11 protein-coding genes are annotated in these 19,924 nt (G+C 63.9%); 1 reads left to right on the top strand and 10 read right to left on the bottom strand.

All coding sequences use genetic code 11. The annotated features are described in order from the left end of the window. Positions 1 to 237: 237 nt before the first annotated feature. The 8 genes from JQ580_RS01520 to JQ580_RS01485 form a co-directional block, all read right to left on the bottom strand. Positions 238 to 507: a GlsB/YeaQ/YmgE family stress response membrane protein gene (locus JQ580_RS01520; protein ID WP_106947916.1), complete on the bottom strand. Its 270-nt coding sequence runs from the start codon at positions 505 to 507 to the stop codon at positions 238 to 240. A 217-nt stretch (positions 508 to 724) separates the two neighbouring features. Then, complete coding sequence (locus tag JQ580_RS01515) at positions 725 to 1,702, bottom strand: ABC transporter ATP-binding protein (protein ID WP_212277988.1); 978 nt, start codon at positions 1,700 to 1,702, stop codon at positions 725 to 727. Next, positions 1,699 to 3,114: an amidase gene (locus JQ580_RS01510; RefSeq protein WP_212277987.1), complete on the bottom strand. Its 1,416-nt coding sequence runs from the start codon at positions 3,112 to 3,114 to the stop codon at positions 1,699 to 1,701. The genes JQ580_RS01515 and JQ580_RS01510 overlap by 4 nt, the downstream gene beginning before the upstream one ends. Beyond that, positions 3,111 to 3,308 (bottom strand): hypothetical protein, encoded by a 198-nt coding sequence (locus JQ580_RS01505; protein ID WP_212277986.1) that lies wholly within the window; start codon positions 3,306 to 3,308, stop codon positions 3,111 to 3,113. Before JQ580_RS01505 ends, JQ580_RS01510 begins: the two co-directional genes overlap by 4 nt. Further along, a complete protein-coding gene (locus tag JQ580_RS01500; protein ID WP_212277985.1) occupies positions 3,305 to 4,366 on the bottom strand; it encodes an ABC transporter ATP-binding protein in 1,062 nt (353 codons plus the stop codon). Before JQ580_RS01500 ends, JQ580_RS01505 begins: the two co-directional genes overlap by 4 nt. An 80-nt stretch (positions 4,367 to 4,446) precedes the next feature. Further along, positions 4,447 to 5,349, bottom strand: a complete 903-nt coding sequence (locus tag JQ580_RS01495; protein WP_212277984.1) for an ABC transporter permease — start codon at positions 5,347 to 5,349, stop codon at positions 4,447 to 4,449. 3 nt (positions 5,350 to 5,352) lie between these two features. Further along, entirely contained in the window at positions 5,353 to 6,306 is a 954-nt protein-coding gene (locus JQ580_RS01490; protein ID WP_212277983.1) for an ABC transporter permease, read from the bottom strand. Positions 6,307 to 6,501: 195 nt separating this feature from the next. Next, positions 6,502 to 8,157: an ABC transporter substrate-binding protein gene (locus JQ580_RS01485; RefSeq protein ID WP_212277982.1), complete on the bottom strand. Its 1,656-nt coding sequence runs from the start codon at positions 8,155 to 8,157 to the stop codon at positions 6,502 to 6,504. Positions 8,158 to 8,357: 200 nt separating this feature from the next. On the opposite strand from JQ580_RS01485, the gene JQ580_RS01480 reads away from it, so the two are divergent. Further along, positions 8,358 to 9,953, top strand: a complete 1,596-nt coding sequence (locus JQ580_RS01480) for an ABC transporter substrate-binding protein (protein ID WP_212277981.1) — start codon at positions 8,358 to 8,360, stop codon at positions 9,951 to 9,953. 122 nt (positions 9,954 to 10,075) lie between these two features. On the opposite strand, the gene JQ580_RS01475 is transcribed toward JQ580_RS01480, so the two are convergent. Both JQ580_RS01475 and JQ580_RS01470 read right to left on the bottom strand, forming a co-directional pair. Beyond that, positions 10,076 to 12,307: a CHASE2 domain-containing protein gene (locus tag JQ580_RS01475; RefSeq protein ID WP_212277980.1), complete on the bottom strand. Its 2,232-nt coding sequence runs from the start codon at positions 12,305 to 12,307 to the stop codon at positions 10,076 to 10,078. Positions 12,308 to 12,443: 136 nt separating this feature from the next. Further along, positions 12,444 to 19,508, bottom strand: a complete 7,065-nt coding sequence (locus tag JQ580_RS01470; protein ID WP_409363189.1) for a VCBS domain-containing protein — start codon at positions 19,506 to 19,508, stop codon at positions 12,444 to 12,446. Positions 19,509 to 19,924 lie beyond the last annotated feature (416 nt).

Genomic DNA, 19,924 nt, shown 5'->3' with positions numbered 1-19,924 from the left:
GGGGGCCAGGGCCCCTGATTTCATAAGCAATTCAGGGTACGCGCCCCGAATTAACATCCCATTGGCACTGCGTCCAACGCCGGGGTGCATCGCGAACCCCGATGCGCCACATCTACCCGTGGCGGCCCGGTGCGCAAGCCCGGTATTTCACAGTCTTTGCGGCTTTTTGGTGCAAAGCGGCCGCCCCTCCCGGTCCGGGAGAGGCGGCCAGTTCCGGTCGGTCGAGCCGGACAGCTGCTAAAGCCGGCCGCCGCCACGCACCAGCCGCACCACCAGCAGCAGGATGACCGCGCCGATGGCCGAATAAACGATCTCGGACACCAGACCCGTGCCGATGCGAATGCCGAGCTTTGGAAAAAGAAGGCTCGCGACCAGCGCGCCGCAGATGCCGATGACGATATCGCCGATGATCCCGAAGCCTGCGCCACGCACGATCTTGCCGGCAAGCCAACCGGCGACGAGGCCGACGAACAGGATGACGAGTAGGCCTTCGTTGGAAATGTGCATCGGTGAGGTCCCTCTCCATGAAAGGCCGCATGGAACGGGAACCGCGATGAATGGGGTGTGAATGGTATCGCTTCAGCGGGCTCCGACCAAAAAGTCGTAAAACAACCCCATGCACAGTGGACCGTCGTTCGCCTGCCGTCCCCGGTGAATTGTGACAACCCGGTGTTGCCGCAGCGGAATTTCAAAGGAGGGAGAGCAGCGGCGGCAGCGCTCAAGATTATGACAGTGCCGCCGCCTGCTCCGCCAGCACGCACCGCGCCGCCCGGCCCGGCCCGACTGCCACATTGGCAGGCAACTGCTCCAGGCAACGAGGCTGCGCCACGGCGCAGCGCGGGGCGAAGGAGCAGTTGTGGGGCTTCTCGGCCAGCGAGGGCGGCGTGCCGGGGATGGTTTCGAGCCGCGCGCCACGCTTGGCGCCGTGAATGGTCGAGGCGAGCAAGCCCTTGGCATAGGGATGCACGGGGGTGCGGACGATGTCGCGAAGCGTGCCCTGCTCGACGATCTGCCCGGCATACATCACCGCGACCCGGTCGCAGATCTCGATCGCCACGCCAATGTCGTGGGTGACGAAGATGACGGACATGCCGAACTCGCGCTGCAGCTCGCGCAGCAACAGCAGGATCTGGATCTGCACGGTGGCATCGAGTGCGGTGGTCGGCTCGTCGGCCAGCAGGATCTTGGGCCGGCAGGCCAGCGCCAGCGCAATCATCGCGCGCTGGCGCATGCCCCCGGACATCTCGTGCGGATAAACGTCGAGCCGGCGCTTCGCGGACGGAATGCGCACGACCTCGAGCATCTCGAGCGCACGCGCCCTGCCATCTGCGTAGCTCTTGCCTTCGTGACGCACGACGCTCTCGGCGATCTGCGCACCGATGGTGTAGACCGGATCCAGCGCCAACGCCGGCTCCTGGAAGATCATCGACACGGTCTGGCCGCGGAACGACGACAACTCCTCCTCGTTCATGGCGAGCACGTCGCGGCCCATGACGTTGACGCTGCCCGATATCTGCGTGCGCTTCTTCGGCAACAGCCGCATCAGCGCGCGCAGGGTCACGCTCTTGCCCGAGCCGGATTCGCCGAGCAGGCCTAGCACCTCGCTGTTGCCCAGCGACAGACTGAGGTCGTTCACGGCATAGACCGTGCGCTCGCCGGTGAAGCGGATGTTGAGGCCTGAAATCTCGACGAGGTTTGTCATGACGGCAGTTTCGGCAGTCGATCGTGAAAATCGGTGACGCGCTGGAAGGCGGCGCCGATGGTGAGCAGGGTCGCCTCATCAAACGAGCGGCCGATGAGCTGCATGCCGACCGGCAGGCCGCCTTTTGTAAAACCGGAGGGGACCGTGAGCGACGGCAGGCCGAGGAAGTTCACCGGGCGGGTGAAGAGCGTCAGCCGCTGCACCATCGCCGGCGCGTTCGGGCCGCCGCCGACATCGCTCTCCTCGATCGTCGGTGCAGGCACTGGGGATGCCGGCGCGATCACCGCATTGACGCCTGCTGTCGCTGCATTGTGCGCCGCGAGCGCGGGCCCGCGCCAGCGCATCGCCTCGAGATAGGTGATGGCGGGAACGGCAAGACCGTTCTGCAGCCGCATCAGCACCTGCGGACCGTAATCCTGCGGCCGTTCGATCATCCAGCGCTTGTGGAAGGCGGCAGCTTCGGCCGCGAGCACGAGCTGGCTCGCCGAGGACAATTGCCGCTGGTCCGGCAACTCGACCTTGACGATGTCGGCGCCTTCGCGCTTGAGCACCGCGATGGTCTCGTCCAGCACGCGCGCGACTTCGGCGTCGAGATCGTCGACATAGAACGAGGTGGGCACACCGATCTTGAGGCCCTTCAGCGAGCCCTTGGTCGCGCCGACATAATCCGACAGGGGCTCGTGGCTGCAGGTCGAGTCCGCCGGATCGGGGCCGGCCATCAGCGCCAGCAACAGCGCACAATCCTCCGCGGTGCGGGCAAGCGGGCCGACGGTGTCGAGCGATTGCGACAGCGGCATCGCGCCGGCGCGGCTGACGCGGCTCCAGGTCGTCTTCAACCCCGTGACGCCGCAGAAATGCGCGGGCATGCGAATCGAGCCGCCAGTGTCGGAGCCGAGCGCCGCAAACGTCAGGCGCGCTGCGACCGACGAGCCGGAGCCGGACGAGGAGCCGCCGGTGATGTGGGCGACATTCCAGGGATTGCGCACCGGGCCGTAGTGGGCGTTATGCCCGGTCGGGCCATAGGCGAATTCGGCCAGATGCAGCGTGCCGAGCCTGATCTGGCCGGCGTCCTTCAACCGCTGCAACGCCGTGGAGGTCACGGTCGGCACGAAATCGCGGCGGATCAGCGATCCGCAGGTGGCGACGTGGCCGGCATCGTAATACATGTCCTTGTGAGCGAGCGGCACGCCATGCAGGGGGCCACGGACATCGCCCTTGGCCAGCTCGGCATCGGCGGCATCCGCCGCCTTCAATGCAGCCTCGGCCTCAATCGACATGAAGGCGTTGAGATGCGGCTGCCACTGCGCGACACGGTGCAGCAGCGCGCGCGTCACCTCATGCGAGGACACCTGCTTCATCGCGATCGCGCGCGCGACCTCGGCAAGCGTCATCAATGCAGGCTCGGTTCTCATTTCGACACCTTCTGCGCCTGCACGACCGGATAGAGCGCGGGCTCGAGATCGAACGGCAGCGTGCCGGCGATAGCCGCGAAGCCCTCGAAGGCGGGCCCGATGGAACTGGAGATGCGCGTCGCGATCTCGTCATCGACGGGGACCCCGGCGATCTGCGCGATCAGCTTGATCTCTTTCGGTGTTGGTCTCGTCATGCGGTGTTCTCCCTGGGCGCGCGGCTATGGCCTGAACCCGGTATCGCCATGTAGCACGCGGCCTCGTGGCCCATCTTATCGAGCGCGACGAGCTTTGGTGTCGCATTTGCGCAGAGCGGCTCCGCAAACGGACAACGGGTATGGAAGCGGCAGCCCGGGGGCGGATCGATCGGATTGGGCGGATCGCCCGTGATCGGCGGCTGCTCGGTACGCCTGTCGGGGTCGGACGACGGCATCGCCGCGAGGAGTGCGCGCGTGTAGGGATGCGCGGGGCTATCCCAGACCTGGTCGACCGGGCCGAGCTCGACGACTTCTCCGAGATACATCACCAGCACGCGATCGCTGATGTAGCGCACGACGTTGAGGTCGTGGCTGATGAAAAGATAAGTGAGCCCGAATTCGCGCTTGAGGTCCGCCAGCAAGTTGAGTACCTGCGCCTCGACGGATTTGTCGAGCGCGGAGACGGCTTCGTCCAGGATCACCAGCCGCGGCGAGAGCGCCAGCGCGCGCGCGATGTTGACGCGCTGGCGTTGGCCGCCGGAGATCTCGTGCGGATAGCGGTTGGCGAAGTTTGCAGGGACCAAGCCGACCTTGCCGAGCAGTTCGCGCGCCAGGGTGCGCGCCGCGCCGTCGGCCATGCCGTGCACCTTCGGGCCGAAGGCGATCGATTCCTCGATCGTCAGGCGTGGATTGAGCGAGGCATAGGAGTCCTGGAACACCATCTGCATGCCGCGGCGCAATTCGCGCAAGGAGAGCGACTGGCCGACCGTCATGCCGTCATAGATGATGTCGCCGGTGTCGCGCGGCATCAGATGCATCAACAACCGTGCGGTGGTGGACTTGCCGCAGCCGGATTCGCCGACGATGCCGACGGTCTCGCCCTTGGCGACGGAGAAGGACACGTTGTCGACGGCGCGCACGGTTCGCTTCGCGGCGAACAGGCCGCCGCGTACCGGAAAATGCTTCGTCAGGCCGTTGACCTGCAGCAGCGGCTGCGCGACGCCGCCGAGGTCTTTGATCGGCTCCAGCATGGCGACCGGGGTGTTGCTCTCACTCATAGGCACCGTCCTTTACTCTCCCCATCGGGGAGAGGTGGACGGAGAACGCGGCAGCACATTGCGCATCTGTCATCATCATCTCAGTTCCTGATGTCCATGGCGCTGCGCAAGCCGTCCGAGAGCAGGTTGAAGCAGATCGAGACCGCGAAGATCATGGCGCCCGGCAATGCGGCGACCCATGGATTGATGTAGATCGCGGTGCGGAGCGTGTTGAGCATCAGGCCCCATTCAGGCTCCGGCGGCTTGGTACCGAGGCCGAGGAAGGAGAGACCTGCCGCCAGAATCATCGAGACCGAAATGAGACTGGTGGCGTAGACGAAGATCGAACCAAGAACGTTGCCGAGGATGTGCACGCGCATGATGGTCAAGGGCCCGGCGCCCGAAGCGCGCGCGGCCTCGACGAAGTCCATGTTGCGCACCCCCGTGGTGACGCTCTCGGCAACGCGGGTGATCTGCGGCACGAACACGACCGTCAAGGACACGATGGAATTGAGGATGCCGGCGCCGAGTGCGCCGGAGATCGCAATCGCCAGCAGCACCGAGGGAAAGGCGTAGAAGACGTCGATCGTGCGCATGATCGCGGTGTTGAGCTTGCCGCCGACATATCCGGCGACGAGACCCAGCGAGGTGCCGATGCAGAACGCAAGGATCACGGGCAGGATGCCGATCACCAACGACAGCCGCCCGCCATAGATCAGGCGCGCCAGCATGTCGCGGCCGAGTTCGTCGGTGCCGAGCGGGTAGCCTGCCGTGCCGATGTGGCGCAGGCGGCGGATCATCGAGCCCTTGTACGGATCTTCCAGGCCGAGCCATGGCGCGAGAATCGCGGACAGGAAGATCAGCAGCAGCACCAGCGCGCAGGCCATGCTGACCTTGTCGCGCCGGATGCGGCGGCCGACGGTCGCCCAATAGCCGCGCGCCTTGGTGGCGGGTGCGGCCTGGAGCGCGGCATCGCTGGTGGCAGACAACGGAAGCTCGCTCATCGGCTAGCCCCGCTTGATGCGCGGGTCGATCGCGGCTTGGGCGATGTCGACCATGAGATTGAGGAACACGAAGAACAGCGCCAGGATCAGGATCGTGCCCTGCAGCAGCGGCAGATCGCGCTGGAAGATCGCGGAGTTGAGCAGGAAGCCCGAGCCCGGCCAGGAGAACACGGTCTCGATCAAAATCGAGCCGCCGAGCATGTAACCCAATTGAAGCCCCATCACCGCCAGCGCGGTCGGAGCGGCGTTCTTGATGACGTGGCGGAACACGCCGCGCTCATGCAGCCCCTTGGCGCGCAAGGCCTCGACGAAATCCTGGCTGAGGATGTCGCCGGTCAGCGCGCGCACCGTGCGGGTGACGATGCCCATCGGAATCACCGACGTCGTGATCGCCGGCAGCACGAGATATTTCAGATGCGCCCAATCCCACGCCCAGGAGTTGGAACCGTTCGGACCGGCGCCGACCGCGGGCAGCCAGTTGAGCTGCACCGAGAAGATGATGACGAGCACCATGCCGAGCCAGTAATGCGGCACCGACACGCCCGCGATGGCAAAGGAGGTCGCGAGCTTGTCGATCCAGGTCTCGCGGAAATAGCCGGCGATCAGACCGAGCAGGATGCCCATGGTGAAGCCGATGATCGCGGCGGCAATCGCCAGCGTGACGGTGTTGCCGACGGCGCGCAAGACTTCGGCGAGCACGGGGCGTCCCGTCGCGATGGAATTGCCGAGATCGCCGTGCAGCGCGCGCACCAGCCACAAGCCGAATTGCACGGGCAGCGGGCGATCAAAACCATAGGCGGACCGGAGCTGCGCCGCGAGCTCCTGCGAGGCATCTGCGGGGAGCACCGCGACCAGCGGATCGCCCGGCGTGATGTGCACGAGCAGAAAGCACACCAGCGCGACGCTGATGACGATCGGAATGACGTAGACGATGCGTCTGGCGATGTAGGCGAGCACGTCGGATTCTTTCTTCCCCTCTCCCCTTGTGGGAGAAGGTGGCGCGAGGCGCCGGATGAGGGGTATCTGTCCTCGGGTACAATCGTTGCTAATGCGCGAGGGTCATCCGCGGAAAGAGACCCCTCACCCGGCTTCGCTATCGCGAAGCCACCCTCTCCCACAAGGGGAGAGGGTGCACCGAGTGTGTTGCTTAAACTACTGCATCGACACCAGCGAGAAGTCGATGAACCAGCTCTTCGGCTGCACGACGCCTTTGATCTTCGGGCTCATCGCGCGGGGACCGACGTCGTGGGCGACGTAGAGGAAGGCGGCGTCATCGACGGAGGCGGCGTGCAGCTCGGCGAGCGCGGCGTCACGCGCGGTGGGGTCGAAGGTCTGCCGGGCCTTTTTCACCAGCTCGTCGAACTTGGGATCGTTGATGAAGCCCCAATTGTTCGAGACCGGCGGCGCCATGCTCGACTGCAGGAAGCGAACGAGCGCGAAAAACGGATCCATCGCCGAGTAGGTGACGTTGGTCGCGTTCGAGCCGTTGGCCGAAGCATCCTTGGCGCCGCGGCGCCAGTTGGTGAACAGCGTATTCCACTCGATGACGTCGAGCTTCACGTCGAAATAGCATTCGGCGAGGGCCTGCTGGAGATATTCGTTCATCGGCAGCGGTTGCATCTGGCCCGAGCCGGAGGCCGAGGTCTGCACCTTGACGGCCAGCTTCTTGTCGGGACCGAAGCCGGCCTCCTTCATCAGCTTCTGCGCCGCCGCCTTGTCGTACTTGATCTCGAAGGTCGGCTTGCCGCGCCAGGGATGGCCCGGCTCGAACGAGCCGGTCGCGGGCACCATCAGGCCGGCGAGCAGGCCGTCCTTGAGGCCCTCGCGATCAACGCAGAGATTGGCGGCCTTGCGGACGCGGATGTCGTTCCAGGGCGAGCCTTCGATGCGCGAGAACTGCCACGGCCAGACATGCGGCTGCTCGTTGGCGTAGAGCTTGAAGCCGCGCTGCTTCAACTCGGGCAGCGCGTCCGGCGCCGGCGCCTCGATCCAATCGACCTGCCCGGAAAGCAGCGCCGCGGTGCGGGCGTTGGCTTCCGGCATCGGGACCAGGACCATCTTGTCGACCTTCGGCACGCGCGCCTTGTCCCAATAGCTCGCGTTCTTCACGAGCTCGAGCCGTTCGCGCGGCGTGAAGCTCGCCATCTTCCACGGGCCAGTGCCCGCGGCGTCCTTGGCAAACGCAGTCCATGCGGCCTGCGACTTCGCCTTGGCATCGGCGCCTTCTGCCTTCTCATAGAAGTGCTGCCACTTCGCCGGGCTTGCCATGAACAGATTGGTGAGGTTGATCGGCAGGAAGCTGTCGGGCTCCTTGGTGGTGAGCTCGACCGTCATGTCATCGATCTTCCTGGCAGAGGCCAGCGTCGGCATGCGCGAGGCCGTGACACCGACCTGGCTGGCGTCGAACTGCGGGGCGTCCTGCTTCAGCACCTTCTCGACGTTCCACACCACCGCATCGGCATTGAAGGGCGAACCGTCGTGGAAGGTGACGCCGGGACGCAGCTTGAAGGTCCATTTGGTCTTGTCGGCATCGTCGACCTTCCATTCGGTCGCGAGGCCGGGAATCACAACGCTCGCCTTCTCGGCGGAGGACAGGTCCCAGCCGGTCAGCGCGTCGTACATGGTGAGGCCGGTGAAGCGGTTGCCCTCAAAGCCCTGGTCGGGCTGGCCCAGCGTGCGCGGAATATCGGCAGCGGTCATGCCGATGCGCAGCACGGTCTCGGCGCTGACAGCACGCGGCCAAGCAGCCGCCGTGGTTAGAGCGAGCACCGCGATCAATGCCGCGCGTGTGGTCTTCTTCATAAGCATCGCCTCAATCCTTTTCCGGCTTCAATGACTATTTTTGATGCAATCGTATGCAATGGCTATGCCAAAGAAAAACTTATTCTGCGATTTGGCCCTGCGGCGACAAGTCCTTAGGAACTGGAGGCGGGTGCACGTGCGGCACTGCCTATTCTGGCATCAAGATTGCAGGTTCAGCTCTCGAAATCCCCTGGGAGCTCTGGATTATGCGTACTCGTCTATCGATTTGTTTCGCCGTGCTTGCACTGGCGTTGTCCGCAATCTCGGCGCGCGCCGAAACGGTGGTGCGCTACGGCATCTCGATGGCGGACATCCCGCTGACCACGGGGCAGCCCGATCGCGGCGCCGGCGCCTATCAATTCACGGCCTATACGATCTACGATCCGCTGGTCGCTTGGGAAATGGATGTCGCCGATCGCCCAGGCAAGCTGGTGCCGGGGCTTGCGACCGAGTGGAAGGTTGACGATACCGACAAGACCAAATGGCGCTTCACGTTGCGCAAGGGCGTCAAGTTTCACGACGGCAGCGAGTTCAATGCCGACGCGGTGATCTGGAACCTGGACAAGGTGCTCAACGACAAGGCGCCGCAATTCGACAAGCGGCAGAGCGCGCAGGTGAAGACCCGTCTGCCCTCGGTTGCAGGCTACGCCAAGATCGATGACCTCACCGTGGAGATCACCACCAAGGCGATCGATTCCTTCTTCCCCTACCAGATGCTGTGGTTCCTGGTGTCGAGCCCGGCGCAATATGACAAGCTCGGCAAGGATTGGGACAAGTTCGCCAGCCAGCCGTCCGGTACCGGCCCGTTCAAGTTGACCAAGCTGGTGCCGCGCGAGCTCGCCGAGCTCAGCAAGAATCCGGACTACTGGAACAAGAAGCGCATTCCCAAGGTCGACAAGCTCGTGCTGGTGCCGATGCCCGAAGCGCTGACGCGCACCAACGCCCTGCTCGCCGGACAGGTGGACCTGATCGAGACGCCGGCGCCGGATGCCGTGCCGCAGCTGAAAGCCGCCGGCATGAAGATGGTCGACAACGTCACGCCGCATGTCTGGAATTATCATCTCAGCGTGCTCCCCGGCTCGCCTTGGACCGATATCCGGCTACGCAAGGCGCTGAACCTCGCAATCAACCGCGATGAAGTCGTCGGTTTGATGAACGGCCTCGCAAAACCCGCCAAGGGCCAGGTCGACCCGTCGAGCCCTTGGTTCGGCAAGCCGAGCTTCGACATCAAGTATGATCTAGCTGCCGCCAAGAAGCTGGTCGAAGAGGCCGGCTACTCCAAGGCCAAGCCGCTGAAGACCACCTTCATCATCGCGCAGGGCGGCACCGGCCAGATGCTATCGCTGCCGATGAACGAATTCCTGCAGCAGAGCTTCAAGGAGATCGGCATCGACATCGACTTCAAGGTCGTCGAGCTCGAGACGCTCTATACGCATTGGCGCAAGGGTGCGGCGGACGAGATGAACGCCGGCATCACCGCCAACAACATCGCCTATGTCACCTCGGATCCGCTCTACGCCATCGTCCGCTTCTTCCATTCCGGCCAGATCGCGCCGGTCGGCGTCAACTGGGGCGGCTACAAGAACCCGAAGGTGGATGCGCTGATCGACGAAGCCAAGCAGACATTCGACAGCGCCAAGCAGGACGAATTGCTGGCGCAGGCGCATGCGCTGATCGTGGACGACGCCACGCTGGTCTGGGTCGTCCACGACACCAACCCGCACGCGCTGTCGCCGAAAATCAAGCAGTTCGTGCAGGCGCAGCACTGGTTCCAGGATCTGACGACGATCGGGATGGAGTGAGGGGCGGCCAACACCGCTGCCGCAGCGTGGGCAAAGCGGAAGCGTGCCCACCATTCGCTCTTCATCGCAACTAAACGGTGGGCACTTCGCTTTGCCCACCCTACGAAAGCGGGGACGTCGCCTTACTTCGTCAGCAGTGCGTACGCCCCGTTCCACCCTTCCGGCGGTGGATTGAGCTGGAAATCCTTGATGCGGGCCTCGTAGAGCCCGAACAGTTTTTCAAGCGTGTCGGCATCCTCGCTGCGGCGGCCGCGTTCGATCGCATCGAGTGCGCCCTGCCAGTCGCGGGCGCGGTAACAGGCGAGCGTCTCGATGGTGATGTTGCGCAGGCGCTGGAAGGCGGCCGAATGCATCACGTCCTCGCGGCCGGCGATGGCGTAGATCACCTCGGGCTCGGTCTTGCCCTTGACCATGATGAAGTCGAGCTCGAGGATCGCGAACTTGTCCTTGGCGGCAAGCGCAGTCCTGGATCCCACGATGATGGGAAAGCCGTATTCCTTCGACTGGCCTTCCAGTCGTGAAGCCAGGTTTACGCTGTCGCCGAGCACCGAATAGTTCTTCTTCAGGTCCGAGCCCATGTTGCCGACCACGCCGATGCCGGTGTTGAGGCCGATGCCGACATTGAGGGGGATGTAGACATGGCCGCCCTCGGCGGCCTCCAGCTCGCGCTCCTTGTTGACCGCGTCGATCTGCTCGAGCATCTGGATCGCGGCCTCGCAGGCGTTGACCTCGTGCTCGGGATCGTCGAGCGGCGCGTTCCAGAACGCCATGATGGCGTCGCCCATGTATTTGTCGATATAGCCCTTCCGCTCGATGATCACGTCGGTCAGCGGCGTCAGGAACCGGTTCATCAGCGCGATCAGGCCCTGCGGGTCATGCTTGTAGCTCTCCGAGATCGTGGTGAAGCCGCGCACGTCCGAGAACATGATCGTCATCTCGCGCTCCTCGCCGCCGAGCACGAGCTTCTCCGGCGACTGCGCCAGTTGCTCGACCAGGACCGGCGACATGTATTGCGCGAACTGTCCGCGGATCTGCACGCGCTGGCGCTGCTCGCGCACGAAGCTGGCGAAGATCAGCGTCAGATACACCGCCGTGGTCGAGAGCAGCGGATAGGTAAAATCGATGAGGTAGCGGTACTGCGCGTAGAAGAACCAGGACACGCCGATCAGGATGGCGGCGAAGGTCGCACCCGCGAGCACCAGGCGCACTGGGCCGAGATTCGGCGTGAAGATGATCACCAGGATGCCGATGAAGAGCGCGGCGAGCAACTCGACGCCGAGGGCATAGTTCGGCTGGGAGATCACCGCGCCGCTCAGCACGCTTTCCAGCACCTGGGCGTGGATCTCGACCCCCGGCATGGCCCGCGAGACCGGCGTTGTCTTGATGTCGTTCAATCCGCCCGCGGAGGTGCCGACCAGCACCAGCTTGCCGGCGATCCTGGAAGGCGCCAGGCTATTGTCGAGCACGTCGACCGCGGACACGTAGATCGAAGGATCCCGCCGGGCATAGTGCACCCAGAGTTGACCGTTCTTGTCGGTCGGAATCTCCGCCCCCTTGAGCCGGATCGACCTGATGCCGGCCTTGTCGGTGCGGACCAGCAAGGTCGGGGTCCCCGTGACGACGCGCAACATCTCGAGGCTGAGCGAGGGCATGATGTTGCCCTGGGCGCGCATGATCATCGGCACGCGGCGGATCAGTCCGTCACGCTCGGTCCGGATCGAGAACAGCCCGCGACCGGCCGCGATCTTCTCGATGATCGGCACGTTGCGGAGCAGACCGGGGAATTCGAACAGGAAGCGCTCGGCGCCCTCCTCCCCGACCGTGGCCACCCCCGTGAACGGAAGCGATTTGTCGAGCTCGGACAGGACCTCCGGCAACCCGGTCTCGCCCAGCACGACGCGGGAGCGCTTGATCGCGTCGGCGAGGACCTGGTCGTTGCTCGGCAGCTCGCGCAGCTTGGTGCGGGTGGCGTCGTCCAGATAGCGCATCTGGCTCGCGACCAGATCCGGGTTGAGCCGGTCGGGTTCGGAGAATACCACGTCGAAACCGATCGCCACAGCGCCGCTATTGGTGAGGTTCTGGATCAGATCGGCGATGCGCGTACGCGGCCACGGCCACTGGCCGAGCCTGGCGAGGCTCTTGTCGTCGATGTCGACGATGACGACGGGCCGCGCCGTCTTGTGGCGCGGATCGATCAGCTGAAACATGTCGAAGGTGCGCAGCCGCAATTCCTGGATCGGCGGCGGATCCCACAGGCGGGCGCCGGCGAACACGACCAGCAGCGCGAGGCACATCAGCCGCGCAAAGCCCAGCTTCCGCGCAAACCACCGTCGCAGGATATTGAGACGTTTCATGCCAATCGGACTTCCGGCAACCGCTTCGGCTTCGATCTCGGATCGCAATGGCACAGATGGCCACGGTCCGGCGACACAGGATAGGGGTTTTTTGCCGCGATCAAAGCGGAATGACCAGTCGCGCGCCCCGACGTCTCTAGCTCACATGAAGGATAAAGTCGCTGGCGTGGAGATTGCCTGCGACGGTGTTCTTCAGGAGGATCTTGTCGCTGCTATCGAGCGTGAGCAACGTATCGGTGCCCTGCTGCTCAGCGAGCTGAGAGATCTGAGTCCACGAGGTGATGCTGGTAAACTGCCGCAAATCGATCTTGTCGAGGCCGGTCTCGAAATCGTTCACGGTGTGCTGGACCGTGTCCTGCGACGACGTCGGCGCGAACACGAACTGGTCTTTCGCGCCGCCACCGGTCAGCTCGTCGCTCGACTCGGTCGCGAAAATGACGTCCTTGCCGCTGGTGCCTTGCAGCGTCATGTCCGGACTGTCGGCGCCCTCAACGAAGATGAAGTTGACAGTGTCGTAGTGGCCGGCTGAGTCGGCGACAGTCAGCGTGATCCGGTCGGTCGCGGGCGGCTGCGGGTACTCATCGGTGCTGGCGCCAATCGGATCATAGGTGATGCCCGCTCCATCCCCGAGGGCCGCATTGATCTGCTCGAGCGAGCCGGTCGTCGGGTAGATACTGACGGTGCTCACATCCGGATGGGCGGTCGACAATGTGACGGTGAACGTATCCGCCGCAGCGCCCGCATCGGTGTCGATGACGACAAGATCAGTGACGATATCGTTGCTGTTCTCGATGATGTGCTCGACGTGGAAGCGCGTGGTGTCGATGACTGGGCCGCTGTCGTCGTTCGCCCCGGTCACATCCACCGTGAGCGTTGCGCTGGCGGTCGCACCATGCGCGTCCGTGGTCTGCACCGTGAACGTGTCCGTATAAAGCCCATCCGGCAGCGCGTTGATGGCCTCTGCATTGGCAATGTAGCTGTAGTTGCCGTGGTTATCGACCGTCAGCGAGCCGTAGTGTCCCGCAACGGTCGTGGCCGCGTGCTGATCCGCGTTGAGGACGGCATAAGTCAGCGTCGCCGTCTCGCCGGTATCGGCATCGTGGCCCGACAGCGTGCCGGTCAAATCGGAGAAGGTGTCGGCCGCAGCGGTGTCCGTGAGCGGCCCGATGTGGAGATCGGCAAGCGTCGGCGCGTCGTTCGTGCCGGCGATGTTGACGGTGACGACTGCGCCAGCGCCCGCGCCGGCAGCATCGGCCGGAACGATGGTATATTGCAGCGACAGCGTCTGGCCGGCACCGAGGAAGTCGAAGGCCTGCCCCTGCGAATTGAAGGTCCAGGTGAATTGCGTATGGGTGGCGGTGCCGTCGAGGATGTCACCGGACGGAACCGAGAGATAGTTCAGCAGGTCGGTATGCGACAGCCCGCCGACGCTGTCCGCTTGCGCCACGCCGTCGAGAGTCACTTGCAGTTCGCTGACAGACACCGTGACGTGATCGATGGCGTCGACGTCGGAAACCGCCAGAACGCCACGCGTCACATGGCCGGCATCGGTTTCCATCAGATCTGCTAATGCGCCGCCCGGCCCGGAGGTGCCGCTTGCCCAGTCCGCGTCGCCCTCGATCACGAGGCTCTTGGCGGAGTTGACCGCATTGGAGGCCGTGGTCCCGCTGCCGTCGCTAAGCTGGTAGTATCCGGCCAGATTCGTCTCGTTCCCGGTGAGCGCGGTGAAGTCGATCGACTGGATCTGCACTTGCGTGAGCGCGGTGGTCCAGACGCTGACATCGGCGATCGAGCCAGTAAAGCCTTGCGCCCCGAAGCCGGGAGCGTATCTGTCGCTCGCTCCCCCGATCATCATGTAGGACGGGTCCTGACCACTGCCGATCGAATTCGCGCCTCCGCTGTGGGAATAGACGGCATTGCCATCGACGTAGAGCGTGAAGGTGCCCTGGTCGCGCGTCAGGGCGAGGTTATGCCATTGCCCGGCGGTGAGCGCGAAGCCCGTATCCTGAATATCGACGCCTCCTTCGAGGATTTCGATCTCAAGGCTGCCGTTGACGACGGTTCCGATCAGGCCGAAACCGGCGGACGAGGTATTGCCGTTGTAGAACAAGACCTGGCCGTCGGGCGCAGCGCTCCCGTTCCAGTTCACCCAGCCATCCAGCGTCACGCCGTCGGTGGCAACCGTCGGCACCTCGCCCACCGCAATCGTCTGGCCGTCGAAGTTCATGTAGTCCGCGGTGACATAAGACACCGCCGGCGCATCGTTGGTGCCGGTGATCGTGACGGTGACGTCCTGGCTGACCTTGCCGCCGTGCGGGTCGTCGAACGTCACGGTATAGACCTGGGTGATGGTCTGCCCTTCCGCCAGCGACTGCAGCACTGGATCGCTGTTGTCGAGCGTGAAGTGCCAGCCGAGCGTCGCGCCATTGTCCGTGTCGGTAGCGGATTCAGACACCGAATCGATCGAGAACGTGCCGATATGCGAGTTCGCTCCGAAGCCAGGCAGGTCCGTGCTGACGGACGACGATTTGAACGACCACTCCGCCGTGTGGGTGTCGGTCAGATCGACATCCTGGATCGCCAGCGTGCCGCCGGTCGCCAGCGAGCCGCTGTCGTCCTCGTTGACCGTACCCTTTGCTGCGTCGGCATCGCTGGTGACCGTCGGTGCGTCATTCGCGCCGTTGATCGTGACGGTCACGTCCTGCGCGATCTGCGCGCCGTGATCGTCGGTAAAGGTGACAGTGTAGACCTGGGTGATGGTCTGGCCCTGCGCCAGCGATTGCAGCGTCGCGTTGCCGTTGTCGAGGCTGAAGTGCCAGCCCAGCGTTGCGCCGCTATCGGCGTCGTTGTTGAACTCGGCGACGGAGGTGTCGATCGTGAAGGTGCCGAGCGGCGTGTCGTTGTCGAAGCCCGGCAGATGCGCGGTCGACGTCGAAGTTTTGAGCGCCCCTTCTGCGGTGTGGGTATCGATCAGGTCGCGGTCCTGGATCGCCAGAGTACCGCTGATCGACAGCGTCGCGCTGGCATCCTCGGTCACCGTACCCGCGGCGGCATCTGCATCGCTCGTGATGGTCGGTGAGTCGTTGGTCCCGGTGATCGTGACCGTGACGTCTTGCGAAACCTGCGCACCGTTATTGTCGGTGAAGGTGACGGTGTAGACCTGCGTGATGGCCTGGCCCTCGGCCAGCGACTGCAGCACCGGATCGTTGTCGTTGAGAGCGAAATGCCAACCGAGCGTCGCCCCATTGCTGGTGTCGTCGTTCGCTTCAGTCACCGACGGATCGATCGTGAAGGTCCCGAGCGGCGTGCTGCCATCGAAGCCCGGCAGGTGCGCCGTCGATGTCGCCGACTTGAACGCCGCCTGCGCGGTATGGGTGTCAATCAGGTCGAGGTCCTGGATCGCCAGAGTACCGCTGATCGACAGCGTCGCGCTGGCATCCTCGGTCACACTCCCCGAGGCGGCGTCTGCATCGCTCGTGATGGTCGGCGCGTCGTTGGTTCCGGTGATGGTGACCGTGACGTCCTGCGAGACTTGCGCACCGTTATTGTCGGTGAAGGTGACGGTGTAGACCTGGGTGATGGTCTGGCCCTCGGCCAGCGACTGCAGCACCGGATCGTTGTCGTTGAGAACGAAATGCCAGCCGAGCGTCGCCCCATTGCTGGTGTCGTCGTTCGCTTCGGTCACCGACGGATCGATCGAGAAGGTCCCGAGCGGCGTGCTGCCATCGAAGCCCGGCAGGTGCGCCGTCGATGTCGCCGACTTGAACGCCGCCTGCGCGGTATGGGTGTCGATCAGATCGAGGTCCTGGATCGCCAGCGTGCCGCCAGCGGTCAGCGTCGGCGTGCTGGAGTCTTCGGTCACGCTTCCCGCTGCGGCGTCTGCATCGCTCGTGATGGTCGGTGAGTCGTTGGTCCCGGTGATCGTGACCGTGACGTCTTGCGAAACCTGCGCACCGTTATTGTCGGTGAAGGTGACGGTGTAGACCTGCGTGATGGTCTGGCCCTCGGCCAGCGACTGCAGCACCGGATCGTTGTCGTTGAGAGCGAAATGCCAACCGAGCGTCGCCCCATTGCTGGTGTCGTCGTTCGCTTCAGTCACCGACGGATCGATCGTGAAGGTCCCGAGCGGCGTGCTGCCATCGAAGCCCGGCAGGTGCGCGGTCGATGTCGCCGACTTGAACGCCGCCTGCGCGGTATGGGTGTCGATCAGGTCGAGGTCCTGGATCGCCAACGTGCCGCCGGTCGACAACGTTGGCGTGGCGGCGTCCTCGGTGACGCCGCCCGCCGCGGCGTCTGCGTCGCTCGTGATGGTCGGCGTGTCGTTGGTCCCGGTGATGGTCACCGTGACGTCCTGCGAAACCTGCGCACCGTTATTGTCGGTGAAGGTGACGGTGTAGACCTGGGTGATGGTCTGGCCCTTGGCCAGCGACTGCAGCACCGGTTCGTTGTCGTTGAGAGCGAAATGCCAGCCGAGCGTCGCCCCGTTGCTGGTGTCGTCGTTCGCTTCAGTCACCGACGGATCGATCGAGAAGGTCCCGAGCGGCGTGCTGCCATCGAAGCCCGGCAGGTGCGCGGTCGATGTCGCCGACTTGAACGCCGCCTGCGCGGTGTGGGTATCGATCAGGTCGAGGTCCTGAATCGCCAGCGTGCCGCCAGCGGTCAGCGTCGGCGTCGCAGCATCTTCGGTCACCGTACCCGCGGCGGCGTCTGCATCGCTCGTGATGGTCGGCGCGTCGTTGGTTCCGGTGATCGTGACCGTGACATCCTGAGTCACCGTTCCACCGTGATGGTCGTCCACCGTGACGGTGTAGACCTGCGTGATGGTCTGGCCCTTGGCCAGCGACTGCAGCACCGGATCGTTGTCGCTGAGCGTGAAGGTCCAGCCCACCGACCCCCGAGAGCTGGCTCCCGGACTTTCGACCACGGGGGCAAGCGCGAACGTGCCGATATGCGAGATGCCGTCGCTGAAGCCAGGCAGATGCGCGCTCGAGGCCGTCGACTTCAGCGAGAAACTCGCGGTGTGCGTATCGGTGAGATCGGGGTCGTTGAATGTGATGGTGCCGTTGGCCGCAAGCGTGGCCCCCGTATCCTCGGTCACCCCACCCGCCGGGGTGGTGTCGTCCGCGACGATCGTCGGCACATCGTTGGTGCCCTCGACATTGACGTCCGCACCGTTGATCGAGACGGTGACCGGCGTGCTGACGACACCGCCGTGCCCGTCATCGACCTGCACCACGTAATTGAGGGTCAGTTTCTCGCCTTTGGCGAGGAAGTCGAACAGATGGTCGGGTACGCTGTAAGTCCAGGTGGCCGAGCCGTTGTTGCTGTTCCCTGCCCCCTGCACCACGGTCAGCGGAACCTCGACGGCGGCGATCGCCGCGAGCTGCTGTGGCGTCAGGGTCGACGTGACATCGTTGCCTTCGGCATCAAGATATTTGAACGGCTGGGTCGACGAGAGCGCAGCGCTCACGATCGGCCGGTCGGTCAGGTCGACGTCAGTGAAAGTGACGGTCCCGGTGATGGTGTCGAGCGCCTCGTTGCCGGTCCCGATCTTCTCGATGACGATTCCGCCCGACGTCGCGACCGTGGGCTTGTCGTTGGTGCCCGTGATCGTGATCGTGATCGGGATGAACTTGGACTCGGGGCTGACCGCGAAATTGGTGTCGACACGGACGATGTAGGTCAGCGTCAGGGTTTCGCCGGCCGCCAGGAAGTCGAAGACCTTGTCCGGGATCGTGTAGGTCCAGACCGCCGAGCCGTTGTTGGTGTTGCCGGCGTCGGGCGCGACGTTGATCTGGATCTGCGTCGCCGCGATGTCCTGCTTTTGCAGCGCAGAGAGCGAACTGGTGACGTCGTGCTGGCCGGCATCCTTGTAGACGTAGTTCGGCGCGTCGGCGAGGCTGATGCTCGTCGTCGGTCGGTCGCCGAGGTTCTGATCAAGGAATCTGATCAGGCCGGAAATCGTATCGGAATGCGTGTCGCCGGTCACGTCGGCACGCTCTGTCAACGCGAATGCCGAGGTCACCTTGCCGCTGGCGTCGAAGCTCTGCACAATCGGCTGGCCGGGAATGCGCGTGGCCGCGGGCGGTGGCGTGCTAGGCGTCTCCGATCCCTGCGTATTGAGGTTGACGAAGGTCGCCGTCACGACGGCGCCGGACGCCGACTTGAACACCACGTCCTGGCTCATCGGCGTGAGTGTGTCGGTGAAGTTCGTGGTCAGCTTGGTGTTGGTATTGTTGTCGGTGAATTTCAGCGTGAACACGTCGGTGATCAGCTTCTGAACGTCCGGCGACATCAGCGCGTTGGAGATCGAGACGTTGCCGCCGCTGATCTGGATCATCTGGCCGGCCTGATTGACCGTCGCGATCGGCAGCAGCGTCACCTTGTCGAACAGGATGTAGGAGCCCGTCGTGCCGTTCGGCTCGACCAGCACCTGGAAGCTCGCCTGCGGCTGCGGATCGCCGCCGCCGGCGGGAACGACGAAGTTGATCTGGGTCAGCACGGCCGTGCCGCGGATGCCCATGGTGGCAACCGGCGTGTCGATCTTCATGTCGCCGTGCTTGGCGGTCTCGCCGGCGACGAAGGTGATGGTGCCGGCGACCAGGCTCAACAGCGAGGAGTTGCTGGAACCGTTGGGGTCGTAGACCATCTCGTTCAGCACCATCCGCGCATTGGAGGACAGGCCGAACACGGTGCCGTCGATGAAGGTGATGCCGAGCGTCGAATCCGATCCGGTCGAGACCACGTCGCCCTTCTCGACGTTGTCGCCGTTGTTCAGGATGACCGAGACGCCGTTGCGGATCGCGGTCGCGCTGCCCGCAAGCTTGGTGACATGGCCGATGACCTGGGCCGCGGCCGCGCCGCCGGGGGCGGCTTGTGCGACCTGGACATAGCCTGTGAGCGCGTTGACGATGTCGCCGGTGAGATGGGCGCCGTCGGGCGAGGCCAGCGCGGCGCGCTTTTCGCCCCTGAAATAATCGTGAACGACGAACTCGTGCCCCTCATGGGACAGCACGAGATCCAGGCCCGCGCGCTTGAACTCGCCGTTGAAGATCAGGTTGGGATCGGGAACAACGAACGCGCCATCGGGCACGTGACCATGCGCTTTCGCCGTGAACGAATCGACATGGCTACCGGCGGGCGAACGGGAACCCTGGCCGTCCAAAGAGATCGCGGCGTCAAATTGGCCAGCGTAGTTCAACCGGGCACCGTAAAAAGAGTTAAAATTTAAGTAAGTATCGACCGCCTAAGCTTGCATAGCATTAGCAAGTCCTTAGGGATACCATCTATTGCTTGTGTGATTTTGCATCACTTGGCCATTCGAGGCCCCTGCTGGTTGACGAACCACAGAGAAGCGCAAGTAATCCCTCAAATATTTGGTGGTCGAATTCGGCCTGATTCCGCGCATTTCCAGTCATCCAAAGTATCCCTCCGAATTTTTATGGGAGAGATACTTGCGTCATCTTCCCTTCACGAGGTCCCGCTGCATCCTGCGGCAAATACGGAGTTAAATCTGTGATCTAACTAACAGAACCCCATGAAATGGGGGGTCGTTAGCTATACGGATACAGATTCGCCCCCCACAACCTGCGTCTGCAATTGGCTCTATTTCGCGGC

This window comes from Bradyrhizobium sp. SZCCT0148, assembly GCF_018129985.1.
Taxonomy (GTDB): Bacteria; Pseudomonadota; Alphaproteobacteria; order Rhizobiales; family Xanthobacteraceae; genus Bradyrhizobium; species Bradyrhizobium japonicum_H.
The sequence above is the reverse complement of the archived record's forward strand: the minus strand, read 5'-3'. Positions and strand labels throughout refer to the sequence as shown.